This window comes from Bradyrhizobium sp. CCBAU 45384 (genome assembly GCF_028128665.1).
GTDB lineage: Bacteria > Pseudomonadota > Alphaproteobacteria > Rhizobiales > Xanthobacteraceae > Bradyrhizobium > Bradyrhizobium manausense.
On the sequence record NZ_LBIZ01000119.1, the window covers coordinates 217,747 to 230,893 of the forward strand.

At 64.4% G+C, this 13,147-nt stretch carries 13 protein-coding genes; 8 read left to right on the forward strand and 5 right to left on the reverse strand.

The window, feature by feature from the left end; all coding sequences use genetic code 11:
* Window positions 1-49: 49 nt before the first annotated feature.
* Complete coding sequence (pdxR, locus tag XH80_RS37585) at window positions 50-1,513, forward strand: MocR-like pyridoxine biosynthesis transcription factor PdxR (protein WP_271602976.1); 1,464 nt, start codon at window positions 50-52, stop codon at window positions 1,511-1,513.
* A gap of 68 nt (window positions 1,514-1,581) precedes the next feature.
* Window positions 1,582-1,833 (forward strand): DUF6719 family protein, encoded by a 252-nt coding sequence (locus tag XH80_RS37590; RefSeq protein ID WP_271602977.1) that lies wholly within the window; start codon window positions 1,582-1,584, stop codon window positions 1,831-1,833.
* A gap of 10 nt (window positions 1,834-1,843) precedes the next feature.
* Here XH80_RS37590 and XH80_RS37595 read toward each other — a convergent pair whose 3' ends face one another.
* Complete coding sequence (locus tag XH80_RS37595) at window positions 1,844-2,209, reverse strand: hypothetical protein (RefSeq protein ID WP_271602978.1); 366 nt, start codon at window positions 2,207-2,209, stop codon at window positions 1,844-1,846.
* 37 nt (window positions 2,210-2,246) lie between these two features.
* Window positions 2,247-2,609 (reverse strand): hypothetical protein, encoded by a 363-nt coding sequence (locus XH80_RS37600; protein WP_271602979.1) that lies wholly within the window; start codon window positions 2,607-2,609, stop codon window positions 2,247-2,249.
* A 209-nt stretch (window positions 2,610-2,818) separates the two neighbouring features.
* Between XH80_RS37600 and XH80_RS37605 the strand changes: the two genes are divergently transcribed.
* Window positions 2,819-3,025, forward strand: a complete 207-nt coding sequence (locus tag XH80_RS37605) for a hypothetical protein (RefSeq protein WP_271602980.1) — start codon at window positions 2,819-2,821, stop codon at window positions 3,023-3,025.
* Between the two features lie 11 nt (window positions 3,026-3,036).
* Here the strand turns inward: XH80_RS37605 and XH80_RS37610 are convergent, their stop codons facing one another.
* Window positions 3,037-3,585 (reverse strand): CreA family protein, encoded by a 549-nt coding sequence (locus tag XH80_RS37610; RefSeq protein WP_057757796.1) that lies wholly within the window; start codon window positions 3,583-3,585, stop codon window positions 3,037-3,039.
* Between the two features lie 209 nt (window positions 3,586-3,794).
* On the opposite strand from XH80_RS37610, the gene XH80_RS37615 reads away from it, so the two are divergent.
* From XH80_RS37615 to XH80_RS37630, 4 genes are all read left to right on the forward strand, one after another.
* A complete protein-coding gene (locus tag XH80_RS37615; RefSeq protein WP_271602981.1) occupies window positions 3,795-5,441 on the forward strand; it encodes a L,D-transpeptidase family protein in 1,647 nt (548 codons plus the stop codon).
* Window positions 5,442-5,533: 92 nt separating this feature from the next.
* Complete coding sequence (locus tag XH80_RS37620; RefSeq protein WP_271602982.1) at window positions 5,534-6,103, forward strand: glutathione peroxidase; 570 nt, start codon at window positions 5,534-5,536, stop codon at window positions 6,101-6,103.
* Window positions 6,104-6,266: 163 nt separating this feature from the next.
* Entirely contained in the window at window positions 6,267-7,310 is a 1,044-nt protein-coding gene (locus XH80_RS37625; protein ID WP_271602983.1) for a polysaccharide deacetylase family protein, read from the forward strand.
* 7 nt (window positions 7,311-7,317) lie between these two features.
* A complete protein-coding gene (locus tag XH80_RS37630; protein ID WP_271602984.1) occupies window positions 7,318-7,869 on the forward strand; it encodes a dihydrofolate reductase in 552 nt (183 codons plus the stop codon).
* Window positions 7,870-7,873: 4 nt separating this feature from the next.
* Here the strand turns inward: XH80_RS37630 and XH80_RS37635 are convergent, their stop codons facing one another.
* A complete protein-coding gene (locus XH80_RS37635) occupies window positions 7,874-8,326 on the reverse strand; it encodes a DoxX family protein (RefSeq protein WP_057757810.1) in 453 nt (150 codons plus the stop codon).
* A 287-nt stretch (window positions 8,327-8,613) separates the two neighbouring features.
* Window positions 8,614-10,926, reverse strand: coding sequence for an NADP-dependent malic enzyme (locus XH80_RS37640; RefSeq protein ID WP_057759009.1), 2,313 nt, complete (start codon window positions 10,924-10,926; stop codon window positions 8,614-8,616).
* Window positions 10,927-11,173: 247 nt separating this feature from the next.
* Between XH80_RS37640 and XH80_RS37645 the strand changes: the two genes are divergently transcribed.
* Window positions 11,174-13,147 carry a hypothetical protein gene (locus tag XH80_RS37645; protein ID WP_271602985.1) on the forward strand — a complete coding sequence of 658 codons (1,974 nt, stop codon included), beginning with the start codon at window positions 11,174-11,176 and terminating at the stop codon, window positions 13,145-13,147.

Genomic DNA, 13,147 nt, shown 5'->3' on the forward strand with positions numbered 1-13,147 from the left:
TTCCAGACCAGTTGTAGCCGCGCATTTGGTCTGCGATAGTGCCAATTCCATGCAAAAAATTCCGACCAATTCTCCCGGGAAGGCCGAGCTGCCGCTCGATCTCACCGGCCCGCACATCACAGCCGGCGCGTCCTCGGCGCACCGGCTGTACCAGGCGCTGTGCGAGATGATCGTCGGCGGCCTCGTCAAGTCGGGCGAGCCGCTGCCGCCCTCGCGCACGCTGGCGAAGCAGACCGGCTTTCGGCGCAATGCGGTGGTCACGGCTTACGAGCGCCTGATCGCCGACGGGTTTGCGGAAGCAACCGTTGGCTCCGGCACCTTTGTCGCCGCGCGCATCCCAGCCCGCGCCGCCGCATCGAAGAAGCCGAAGGTGATCGTCGAGGCGCCGAAACAAGGCACCCTCTCGCTCGGCTGTACCCATATTGACGAGCGCGCGGTGCAACGTTTTCGCGCCTTTGTCGGCCGACGGATGCGCGCCTTTGGCAGCGAGCATCTGCACTACGGCGACCCGCGCGGCAGCAATGAGCTGCGCGTTGCGATCGCCGATCATCTGCTCTCGGCGCGGGGCCTGCGCTGCGACCCCGACCAGATCATGCTGACGTCGGGCACGTTGCACACGCTGCGTATCGTGCTGGGCGCTCTCTTGAAACCGAATGATCAAGTCTGGTGCGAGGATCCAGGCTATCCCACGGCGCGCAAGACCATCGCGCAATGCGGTTACCGTACCGTCGCCGTTCCCGTTGACGCCCACGGTCTGCAAGTCGCGAGGGGCCGCTCCGCCGCACCAGGTGCGCGCGCAGCCTATGTCACGCCGTCGCACCAGTTTCCGCTGGGCGTGCAGATGTCGATGCCGCGGCGGCTCGAGCTGCTGGACTGGGCGAAGCAGGCCGGCGCCTTCGTGTTCGAGGACGATTACGACAGCGAGTTCCGCTACGACGGCGCGCCGCTGATGTCGCTTGCCGGCATCGATCACCTCCAGCGCGTGATCTACATGGGCACCTTCGCCAAGACGCTGTTTCCGGGCCTGCGCATCGGCTATTGCGCCCTGCCCGAGCGCCTGATCGGCGACGTCACGGCCGCGCGCGCTACGCTCGACCGCTTCCCTGCCACGCTGATGGAAGGCGCGGTCGCCGACATGCTTAACTCAGGCGCATTCACCGCAAATCTGAAGCGGGTACGCAAGCTCTACCGTGAAGCGCGCGACGCGCTGGCCGAAACGCTCGAGGCCGCGTCAGGTGGTGCGCTGTCGGTCCCGGTGCCGTCGCAGGGCCTGCACCTCGTGGCCCGGTTCGATCCGTCGGTTGCCCCAGTGGTCGCTGCTGAAGCAAAGCAGGCGGCAGGTGCGGAAGGCTGGCTGCTCGCCGACACCTATGCGCGGACGCGGCCCCTGCCGGGGTTCGTGCTGGGATTTTCAGGGCATGCGGTTCCACAGCTCGTCACTGCCGCCGAACGACTTGCAAAAGAATCGCGCGCCAGATTGCGCCCGAAGGGCCATCACGCCCGGCAGGCCTGACAAAGGTTCAGTATCAGAATCGGTGGCTGCTGCTTAACATTGCAGAATCGATTCCGGGATCCCTCATCATGTCACCCGTCGCCTCACTCGGCCGTGCAGCCTGCCTCGCGCTCCTGATCTCCTCCTCGCTCGCCTCGGCGGCCTATGCGACCACGGTCGGGCGTGAGCAGGATATCGTCGACCTCAAGCTCGGCCAGCGCGTGCAGGTGGATGACGGAACCTGCCCGGCCGGACAGGTCAAGGAAGTACGTGGCTCGAAGATGACGGACAAGGGCGTCGCGCGAACGGCATCCTGCGTGCCGCGGTTCGGTCCGAAGTAGAGGTGAGACCTTAGGATTTCGCAGGGTCGAACATGCACTGCAAGGTCGGCTTGGCAATCTTGGTGAAGGTCGCGCCGATCTCGCCTTGCTTGGCGGCCGGCACCCAATCGGTCTCGATCGTGGGAACGCCGGTCTCACTGATGCCGCGCAGCAGCGCTTCGCGCAGGTCGCGATCCTCGACGACGGCAGCCGCGTGATCATGCAGGCAGCCGCAGACCTCTTCCGGGTGCTCCCAGCGCCCGAGCATGCGCGGCGCACATTGCCTCACGAACTCGCTGCGCGGATCCGGCAACCGGCTCGGTGAGCGCACCTGAGCCTGAACGGAGCTGATGGTCAGAAGGGACAGGAACGCCGCGGCGCAGAAACGAAGATACATGATGGCGCCTTTGCGGGCTGGTTTTCTTGTTGGGGGATCAGAAGCGCGCCGCCACAACGATCGGCTGCGGCGCCGTGGTTGAGATCGGCGAGCCGCTGTACTGGAAGGTCCCGATGCCGGGCAGATTGCCGTCCGGTGCTCCCGCGAACGAGGAACCGGCGAGCACGAAACCGAAAGCAAGGATGAAGCTGAGCGCGCGCATGGGATATCTCCGAATTGCGTGGCCGGCGGTTCCGCCGTCGTCGTTGTCACCCTGATAACCATCAGCGGTTTCTTCCGTGATGCGCCCAAAGCCCAGAATGGTTTCGTTCCCGGTGAGAATTGTTTCGTCGCTCACGGCGCGACGAAACAATCTGCCGAAAACATCAATCATTTCAGATGGGGCGATTGATGGTTTCAACCGGCATGAGAACGACCGTCTGCGTCACTGGAGGCGAAGCGGTCATATCGGCGACGTCTGCGCTTCACATGCATTTTACGGTTTTCTGCTGAAGAGGTCGGCGAACGAGGGCCGGCCCCCCGATGAACCGAGAATCGATCGGACGCGACCGAAGCCTTCGAAACCGAACGGCCCGTCATTATCAGGGCACATATTGAGGGATGGCCATCATGATGGCGCAAGATCGCGCAACGGTGCGCGAGGAGGCGCAGCCTACGGACCGCGCCGATCGGCAGATCGGCGACCGTACCGGTTTGCCCGGCGCGATGGCTCTGCAATCAGGACGCGGCTACGAGGCCGCGCCGCAGGCGTTCGTGCGGCTAAGCGGCTCGCACCTGATGAAACCGCGCATGAAGCGCGATCCCACTACTGAGTGAACGCAAGCGCGTCACTGAGTAAAGAAGTCGCCGCACTTCTGGACGTTCGCGTCAGCCGGTCCCCACGGCATGATCGGAACGGTCGAGGTCGAATTCTTCGGCGATCCCTCGATCAGCTTGTCCGAATAGACCATGTAGACCAGCACATTGCGCTTGGCGTCGCAGCCGCGCACGATCTGCATCTTCTTGAAGAACAGCGACCGGCGCCTGCGGAACATGTCGTCGCCCTGTTCCATCTTCTCCTTGAACTTGATCGGGCCGACCTGGCGGCAGGCAAGTGAGATGTCCGAGACCTCCTCGGCAAGTCCCAGCCAGCCCTTGAAGCCACCCTTCTCCGGTACCGTGAAATGACAGGCCACGCCCTCGACCTCGGGGTCGTCGAGACCATAGGTCGCGAGCTTGTCATTCGGGCTCATCCATTTGAACACCGTGGACCGGCGGAAGATCAGATCAGGCTCGTCGGCGGCCGATGCGCAAGCCAGAGGAACGGCCAGAGCCAGGAGCACTAAAGCAAGGCCTTTCAAGCGGATGCCGGAAAGACCGGGGAAACGGGATGACATGAAGTTCTCCGGTAACAAGTCCTGGCAATGTAGGTATGGGAGGTCCCGACAGGAAGGTGACAGCAGGCCGGGCGCGGCCGCCGTTTACCGCTCCGTGAGGCTTTTTTGTTACGTCTTGAACAAATGTAGCGGATCGCAGAACCACCGTGCTGGTGAACGCGTATCCCCTCTGCGACACTAACGTCTGATTTGGATTGTGGATTCGAGGAATGAATAGCGTGAACGGGTCCCCCTTCTCCGCCGCGCCGGCACGGCTGTGGCAGGCCGCGATTTTGGCGGCGGCGGGTGCGATCGGAACGACCAGCCAGGCGGAAGCAGCATTCTATTATTATCCGGACTATTCGGGCGCGTACTACGCCCCGCAACAGCGCTATCCGGCGGAGCCGCGACTGAAGCCGCAGAAGCGCGGCTCGGCAGCCGCAAAGACCAAGAAAGAGACCGTCGGCGAGAAAGAGACCGGCGCGAAGCCGCAAGGCCCGCTCGTCATCGTCGTCTCGATCGAGCGGCAGAAGGTGACGATCTACGACTCCAAGGGCGTCTTCGCGGAGTCGCCGGTGTCGACAGGCATGAAGGGCCATTCGACGCCGATGGGTGTGTTCAGCGTCATCCAGAAGCACAAATTCCACCACTCCAACATCTATAGCGGCGCGCCGATGCCGTACATGCAGCGGATCACCTGGTCCGGCGTCGCCATGCATGCCGGCGTATTGCCGGGCTATCCGGCCTCGCACGGCTGCATCCGCATGCCGATGGCGTTCGCGGTCAAGATGTGGAACTGGACCAAGATGGGCGCGCGCGTGATCGTCACGCCGGGCCAGATGACGCCGCAAAGCTTCTCGCATCCGATGCTCGCTTCCCTGCGCGTCCCGCCGCAGCCCGCAGCAAGCCTCGAGCCGCCGACGAGCGTCGGCGACAAGGCGGACAAGGGCGCGCCTGACACCAAGGTCACGGACGCAAAGCCCGTTGAGACCAAATCTTTGGAGAGGAAGACAGCCAGCGCAGAAGGCGTGCTCGAGCTGCGCTCCACGGTGGGCCATACCGTGATGTCGGATGTGACCACGGGCAACGCGCCGGTTCGCGACGAAGCGGCGAAGACGGACGACGCTGCCAAGCCCGTTGACGCGGCGAGCACCGAAACAAAGCCGACTGACGCTGCTGACGCGGCCAAGACGACGCCAGACGAGAAGCCGGCAGACAAGGTCGACCCCACCAAGTCCGAGCCGGCCAAGTCCGAGCCCGCCAAGTCCGAGCCCGCCAAGGCTGACACGGCGGCGACCGAGAACAAGCCCGACGCGGCTGCGACAACGGTTGCGCCCGCGCAAGCTGCTTCGCCGGATGCGAAGAAGGATCAGACCCGCATCGCCGATCCCGCGCCGTCCGTGAAGCCGGACCTGCCGAAGCGGACCGGTCAGATTGCGGTGTTCATCAGCCGCAAGGATTCCAAGCTCTACGTGCGGCAGAACTTCGCGCCGATGTTCGATGTGCCCGTCACGATCGCGGCCAGCGACCGGCCGCTCGGCACACACGTCTTCACGGCCGAGGTCGACAAGACCGATTCGAATGCGCTGCATTGGTCGGTGGTATCGCTGCCTGTCACCGTCCGCGCCGCCGCGCGCGAGGACGACGGTCATTTGTCGCGCCGGCAGCGTGGCGCTGCCGTGATCCCTGTTGCCGCCAGGCCTGTGGTGACGCCCGACAGCCCGGCCGAGGCCCTGGATCGCATCACGATCCCTGCCGAGGCCATGGCGAAGATCAACGAGATGCTCACCACCGGCGCCTCGGTCATCGTGTCCGACCAGGGCATCAACCAGGGCGAAACCGGCGAAGGCACCGACTTCATCGTCCGCCTGTACTAGCAGCGTAGCCGCGTCAGATAACGCGGTGTTGAGCGAGCCCGTCGCATCAGCGGGGTAAGCTCCGCCCCGTTTCACATCCGGGGGACGCCGCCATGTTGAGCCGCAGGACCATGCTCACCACTGCGCTGCTCGCTGCAGCCGCATCGGCAACGCGCGCGCGGGCCGACGGCGGCATGAGCCGGATTTCCGCTTACGCCTTCTCATTTCCCGCTTTGTCCGGCGACGACATCCGCCTCTCCGCCTTCACCGGTAAACCGCTGCTGGTCGTCAACACGGCCTCGCTGTGCGGTTACACGCCGCAATATGCCGGGCTGCAGGAGATCTGGAGCGAGTTTCGCGACCGCGGCCTCACCGTGATTGGCGTGCCCTCCAATGATTTCGGCGGCCAGGAGCCCGGAGGCATCAGCGAGATCTCGGAGACCGCGCACCACCAATACGGCGTTACCTTCCCGATTGCGGCCAAGGCGGTCGTGTCAGGGGCGAAGGCCCATCCCTTCTACAAATGGGCGGCCGAGGCGCGGCCAAGGGAGGTTCCGAAGTGGAACTTCCACAAATACTTGATCGGCCGCGACGGCTATATCGCCGAGGTGTTTCCTTCAGCCGTGGAGCCTGCCGACACGCGCGTCAAAACCGCGATAGCCCGGACATTGGCCGACAGTTGACGGGCCGGTCGCAACGCGGTTGGGCACAATTGCGGCGGAGGGCCAAACAGCCGTTGCAATGGCGATGGAGCACCATCTAGGCTAAGGTGATAAGGGGCAGGAAGGTTTTGCCGGAGGCGAAAAGCCACGGCGGAACAACGGGGTCAATCTCGAGGACAACACCATGCGTGTGGCGGCAAAACTGATTTTGGCAAGCGCGATGTCCGTTGCGCTGACAGGCGCGGCATGGTCGCAGACCCCGGCTGCAAAACCCGCAGCCGCCACCCAGGCCGCGCCCGCAGCAGCACCGGCTGCAAAACCCGCGGCAGCACCGGCTGCGGCGGCAGCTCCAGCAGCCGCGGCCCCGGCGGCAGCTGCTGCGCAACCGAGCGCAGCCTTCCCGCCCCCGCCGCAACAGGCGCCGCAGCCGGCACGCGCCGCCTGCAACAATCCGAACGCGCTGGGCGTCGCCCGCACTGTGGAAATCGACACGACGGGTGGCCCCGGCTTCGGCTTCGAGCATTTCAAGGAGCTCGACTTCCTGCGCGATAAGGAGGTCGTCCTGACCTTCGACGACGGTCCCTGGCCACGCAACACGCCTGCCGTGCTGAAGGCGCTCGCCGACCAGTGCACCACCGGCATCTTCTTCTCGATCGGCAAGCATGCCACCTACGAGCCGGAGATCCTGAAGCAGGTCTACGCCGCCGGCCACACCGTCGGCACCCACACCTGGTCGCACGCCAATCTCAACGACAAGAAGCTGAACGAAGCGCAGCGCAAGGAAGAGATCGAGAAGGGCATCAGCGCCGTGAAATGGGCGCTCGGCGGCATCTCGCCCGCCGCGTTCTTCCGCTTCCCGGCGCTGCAGCATCCGCCGGAGATGGTCACCTATCTCGGCAACCGCAACGTTGCGATCTTCTCCTGCGACATCGACTCCTTCGACTTCAAGGCCTCGAAGCCCGAGAAAGTGATCGAGACCGTGATGAAGAGGCTCGAGACCAAGGGCAAGGGCATCATCCTGATGCACGACTTCCAGAAGCACACGGCGGAAGCCCTGCCCGAGCTGCTGAACCGCCTCAAGGCCGGCGGCTACAAGGTGGTGGCGATGCGCGCCAAGGCGCCGGTGGCCTCGCTGCCCGAATACGACCAGCAGCTGATGAAGGACGTCAAGCTGCCGACAGTCAGCACGCGCCCGGTCAATTCCGTGGTGACGACCGTTTCCGAATAGTCGTCATTTGTCGTTCCATTTCGAAGGCTACGTCATCGTCTCGGCGGACGGCATGCTTGCCGACGCCAGCCATGTCATGCCCGACAGCCTGAAGTTCAAAGGCGACAAGCTGTTCTTCGAGCAGGCGCTCGATGGTGCTGCGCTGATCGTGCACGGCCGCAACTCGCACGAGGGGCAGCCGAACTCGCCCAAGCGCAAGCGGCTGATCCTGACCCGCAAGATCAAGGCCCTTACCGTCGATCCCGAGATGCCGAACGCGACGCTGTGGAATCCGGAGCATGCGAGCTTCGCGGAGGCCTGCGCATTTGCCGATGTTACCTCGGGGCGGGTCGCGATCATTGGCGGCCCGGTCGTGTTCGACATGTTCATGGACCGTTACGACACCTTCTGGCTGTCGGAAGCCCCGCATGTGCGGCTGCCCGGCGGCGAAGGCTGCTTCGTCGACGTGCCCCGGCGAACGCCGCACGACGTGCTGACGTCACACGGGCTGACTGCGGGGACACCCTATATGCTCGACGCCGCGCATGACGTCACCGTAACGCCGTGGCGGCGGGGCTAGCGCTTTAGACGTCGCCGTAGGCGGTCTCGACCGAGCGCGTGGCGCGGCCGTAGCCCATGATCATGAACAGCGCGCCTATGATCGAAAGATTCTTCAGCGCGTCGATCACCACCGCGGCGTTCTCAGGCGCGCTCTGATTCCAGAAATCGGAGAACAGGACGGTCGACACAGCGATGTAGATCACCATCAGCATCGCGAAGAAGCGCGCACCGAAGTTCAGCGCGATCATCAATCCCGCCAGAATCTGGAGCCCTCCGAGCGCGATCGCGAGCAGCTGCGGAGTGGTCATCGCAGTCGCGGTCTCCACCTGCTTGGCATAAGGCGCGATCACATCGGGCACCACGATCTTGCCGGCGATGAAGTCGGCAGTCGCCTGGAGGGGGAAGAACTTGGTGGCGCCCGTGTAGATGAACAGCACGGCGAACAGGATTCGCCCGAAAGTCACGAACGCTGGCATGGTCGGCCTCTTGGCAAAACGCAAAGCACGGAATGCGCTGAGAGATTATGAAGAGTCCGATTGCGGTTTACAAACGGGGAAATGGAAAACGGAAAGTTATTCAAGTGTGGTGTGCGGAGCGCGTTGGCGCTCCATAGCGGAATTGAACCGACGGGGACGAATTCGACCACCACCCTCTCGGCGTCATGGCCGGGCTTGACCCGGCCATCCACGACTTGCCTTTGCCGCAAAAAGAACGTGGATGCCCGGGACAAACCCGGGCATGACGAGTTCGTGGAGCACGACCGCTAAGTAAACAGCGTCGGCTGCTGCCGCGCTGCACGCTCCTGCGCTTCCACCACGGCAACTGCCGTCATGTTGAGGATACCGCGCGCGGTGACCGAGGGCGTCAGGATGTGGGCTGTCCGCGCCGGGCCGATCAGGATCGGGCCGACGGGCAGCGCGTCCGCCAGCGACTTGATCATCTGGTAGGCGACGTTGGCGGTATCTAAGCTCGGCATGATCATGATGTTGGCCTCGCCCTCCAGCTTGGAGTGCGGCAGCACCATGCGGCGCGCCGCGGCGGACAACGCGGTGTCGCCCTGCATTTCGCCGTCGGCCTCGATCTCCGGGTGCTTCTCCTTCAAGAGCTGGGTCGCCCGGCGCATCTTGCGCGAGGAGTCGGTGTCGTAGCTGCCGAAATCGGAGTGCGAGACGAAGGCGATCTTCGGCTTGATGTTGAAGCGCTGGACGTGGACCGCGGCAAGCGAGGCGATCTCGGCAAGCTCTTCCGCACTCGGATTGGGCCGCACTTGCGTGTCGGCGATGAAGAACGCGCCCTTGCTGGTGATCAGCAACGCCAATGCCGCGTAGTCGCTGACGCCGGGCGAGAAGCCGACGATCTCGCGGACATGGCGCAGATGGCTCATGTAGCGGCCCTCGACGCCGCAAAGCATCGCATCGGCCTCCCCGCGCGTCACCGCGAGCGCGGCGATCACGGTGTTGTTGGTACGCACCACCGTGCGCGCAGCATCCGGCGTCACGCCGCGACGGCCGGCGACCTCGACATAGGACTGCACGTAAGAGCGATAGCGCGGATCGTCCTCAGGGTTGACGAGATCGAAATCCTTGCCCGCCTTGATCGACAGGCCGAAGCGCTTGATGCGCGCCTCGACCACGGAGGGGCGGCCGACCAGGATCGGCGTCGCCAGCTTCTCCTCCAGCACCACTTGCGTGGCGCGCAGCACGCGCTCGTCCTCGCCTTCGGCGTAGATCACGCGCACCGGTTGAGTCTTGGCCTTGGCGAACATCGGCTTCATGACGAGGCCGGAGCGGAAGGCGAAGCGCTCGAGCAGCGCGCGATATTCGTCGAAATTGGTGATGGGGCGCGTCGCGACGCCGGATTCCATCGCCGCCTTCGCCACCGCCGGCGCAATACGCAGGATCAGTCGTGGGTCGAAGGGGCTGGGGATCAGCGAGCCCGGACCGAAGCCGCCAGCCTCGCCGGTATCGAGGCTGCCCTGGGAGACGGCATCCGACGGCGCCTCGCGGGCGAGTTGCGCGATGGCCTCGACCGCGGCGTGCTTCATCTCTTCGTTGATCGCGCTGGCGCCGACATCGAGCGCGCCGCGGAAGATGAAGGGGAAGCAGAGGACGTTGTTGACCTGGTTCGGATAGTCGGAGCGACCGGTGCAGATCATGGCGTCGGGACGCACTTTTCGCGCCTCTTCCGGCATGATCTCGGGCGTCGGATTGGCCAGCGCCATGATCAGGGGCTTCTCGCCCATGGCCTTGGCCATCTCGGGCTTGAGTACGCCCGGTGCCGACAGGCCGATGAAGATGTCGGCGCCGCCGATGACGTCGCCCAGCGTGCGCTTGTCGGTCTTCTGCGCGTAGACCGCCTTCCAGCGGTCCATCGAGGTGTTGCGGCCCTCATGGACGAGGCCGTCGATGTCGCAGACCCAGATGTTCTTGCGCTGCGCGCCCATCGACACCAGCAGGTTGAGCGTCGCGATCGCCGCCGCCCCTGCCCCCGACGCGACGATCTTGACCTCCGACAGCTTCTTGCCGTTCAGCCTCAGACCGTTGGTGATGGCGGCGGCAACGATGATGGCGGTGCCGTGCTGGTCGTCATGGAAGACCGGGATCTTCATGCGCTCCTTCAGCCGCGCCTCGATCTCGAAGCATTCGGGACCACGGATGTCTTCCAGATTGATGCCGCCGAAGGTCGGTTCGAGCGCGGCCACCGTCTCGACCACGCGGTCGATGGTGTCGGCGGCGATCTCGATGTCGAACACGTCGATTCCGGCGAATTTCTTGAACAGGACCGCCTTGCCCTCCATCACCGGCTTGGAGGCCAGCGGGCCGATATTGCCGAGGCCGAGCACGGCCGTGCCGTTCGAGACCACCGCGACCAGATTGGCGCGGGTGGTCAGGGTCGCGGCTTCCGCCGGGTTCTTGGCGATCTCGGTACAGGCGGCGGCAACGCCCGGAGAATAGGCAAGCGCGAGGTCGCGCTGGTTGGCGAGCGGCTTGCTCGCCTGGATCTCGAGCTTTCCGGGGCGCGGCAGTCGGTGATAGGCCAGCGCCGCCTGGTGGAGATCATCGGAATAGGACGACATGCGGTCTCTTGCCTCGCGTTACCGGCCTCAAAATGCATCATCCGGAGCGATCGTCCAAGCGGACGCTATTTCCGGGTCGTGGAAACCCGGATGAAGCACGGCCGAAGGCCCGGTGGCAACATCCGATTGCGGTCCCATCAACAGGGCCATCAGTCAAATATCTGACAGCGCTAGCTTTCCCTGGACCTTGCGACATTTCCCGAATATGGCAGGTTGCGCAGCGCACAATGAGCAACTGGAGCTGGGAATGAAGCGGATCCTGATCGGCCTGATCGTAGCAGCCGTGCTCGTCGCGGGCGGATGGTTCGGCTTCAACCTCTACGTCCAGCACCGCGTCACCACCGAGATCGAGGCGGCCTTCGAGCAGATCCGCAGCGGTGGCGGCAAGGCGAGCCACGGCAGGATCGGCTTCGACCTGCCGAGCCGGACGCTGACGATCGAGGACATCAATGTCGAGCCGGGGCGCTCGCCCATTGCCGGCTTCAAGGCCGCCCGTATCAAGGCGGCAGGTGTCGGCCAGACCGACGATGCGCATGTCTCGGCCGGCACGATCGAGATCGCCGGCGTGGAGCTGGCGATCTCAGGCGAAGCGGGAGCTGCCGGCCTGAAAGGCAGCTACAAGATCCCGCAAGCCACGTTGACCAATTACTCCGGTCCCACGCGCGTGCACGGTGCGCCCGCGTCCGAGTCGGTTCTTGACGCCTATCGCTTCACGCTTGAGCAATTTGCGGACGTCACCGCCGCCTCGGTCACCGTTCCGAGCTTGAGCGTCGCGATGAATACCGGCACAGGTGTCACCGGGGACGTCGATATCACCTATTCCGGACTGGTGATCCGCAACATCAACCGCGGCAAGATCGACACGGCCAAGTTGGACCACGCCGTATTCGCCATCACCACGCGGCAACCGTCGCGGCCCGACAAGCTGACCGGCGAACTCTCCGACATGATCATCGACGGCTTCGATGCGAATGCGGTGATTGCCGCTCTGGATCCCGCCAAGGCCAATGACGAGACCTACCGCCGCGTCTATCGCCAAGTCACCACCGGAAGCTATGCGCTGACATCGACCCAAGGTGTGCGCGCCCAGGTCGGACGGATCATCGTCGAAGACATCGGCTATCAGCCGTCGAAATTCCGCCCCGGCGAGCTGCTCGCCCTGCTGCCGAAGGATAGCTCGGCGCCTCCGACGCCGGCGCAGAGCCGCGAGCTGATGGAGAAGATCGCTGGTGTTTACGAGGGCCTGCGTGTCGGCAAGGCCGAGATCAGCAATCTGTCGGCCACAACGCCGCAGGGCACTGCGAAGCTCGATGCGATCAAATATGCAGAGGGCGAGTTCGCGGTGGAAGGTCTCGATGCTCCCGCCGCCGCGGGACAATTCAAGATGGATCGCTTCGCGCTCAAATCATTCAGCCTCCCCAGCCTGCTTCGCTGGACGGCAAGCATCGCGACTCCCGGGCGGGCCCCCTCGCCAGATCAGATGCTCGGGCTGTTCGGCGTGCTCGCAGGCGCGGAGCTGAAGGGCGTCGTTGCGCCCTTCAAGAACACCAAGAAGCTGGTCACGGTCGACACCGTGAGCCTGGACTGGGGGCAGCTGATCGGCTCGATTCCGAGCAAAGCGCATGTGGTTGCGAAATTCGTCACGCCAACCGATGCATCCGATCCGAAGCAGCTTCCGTTGCTCGCCGCCGGCATCGACAAGCTCGCGATCGACCTCGAACTAGGCGCCGCCTGGACCCAGCAATCCAACAGCCTCGTGCTCGCGCCGGCGACCCTCGACATTGGAGGCATCGCCAGAGCGCAGGCGCGTCTTGCACTCGCCAACGTGTCCCGCGACATGTTCTCGCTCGATCCGTCGCAGGTGACGGGACAGGCAATGCAGATCGAGACCGGCACGATCGAGCTCTCCCTCCATGACAGCGGCGTCGTCGATCTGGTGGTGGCGCAGTTCGCCCGGATGCAGAACGTCAGTCGCGACGCCGCGCGCAGCGCCATCGTTGAAATGATCCGGGCGCAGGGCGAGAAAGTCGCGGCCTCCAATATCGATGCCAAGCCCGCGGTGGACGCGATCGCGAGCTTCGTCGAGACCTCGGGACAAACGCTCACAATCAAGCTGACACCGCTTGGCAAGGTGCCGGTGCTTCAGCTCATGGACGTCCTAAACAACGAGCCGATCGTCGCGCTGGCGCAGTTCAGGATGGAGGCGTCGACGGGGCTGTAG

Bases quoted from the DNA above. Each gene is read 5' to 3' on its own strand.
- pdxR (WP_271602976.1), top strand. From the start codon at position 50: ATGCAAAAAATTCCGACCAATTCTCCCGGGAAGGCCGAGCTGCCGCTC.
- XH80_RS37590 (WP_271602977.1), top strand. From the start codon at position 1,582: ATGTCACCCGTCGCCTCACTCGGCCGTGCAGCCTGCCTCGCGCTCCTG.
- XH80_RS37595 (WP_271602978.1), bottom strand. From the start codon at position 2,209: ATGTATCTTCGTTTCTGCGCCGCGGCGTTCCTGTCCCTTCTGACCATC.
- XH80_RS37605 (WP_271602980.1), top strand. From the start codon at position 2,819: ATGATGGCGCAAGATCGCGCAACGGTGCGCGAGGAGGCGCAGCCTACG.
- XH80_RS37610 (WP_057757796.1), bottom strand. From the start codon at position 3,585: ATGTCATCCCGTTTCCCCGGTCTTTCCGGCATCCGCTTGAAAGGCCTT.
- XH80_RS37615 (WP_271602981.1), top strand. From the start codon at position 3,795: ATGAATAGCGTGAACGGGTCCCCCTTCTCCGCCGCGCCGGCACGGCTG.
- XH80_RS37620 (WP_271602982.1), top strand. From the start codon at position 5,534: ATGTTGAGCCGCAGGACCATGCTCACCACTGCGCTGCTCGCTGCAGCC.
- XH80_RS37625 (WP_271602983.1), top strand. From the start codon at position 6,267: ATGCGTGTGGCGGCAAAACTGATTTTGGCAAGCGCGATGTCCGTTGCG.
- XH80_RS37635 (WP_057757810.1), bottom strand. From the start codon at position 8,326: ATGCCAGCGTTCGTGACTTTCGGGCGAATCCTGTTCGCCGTGCTGTTC.
- XH80_RS37640 (WP_057759009.1), bottom strand. From the start codon at position 10,926: ATGTCGTCCTATTCCGATGATCTCCACCAGGCGGCGCTGGCCTATCAC.
- XH80_RS37645 (WP_271602985.1), top strand. From the start codon at position 11,174: ATGAAGCGGATCCTGATCGGCCTGATCGTAGCAGCCGTGCTCGTCGCG.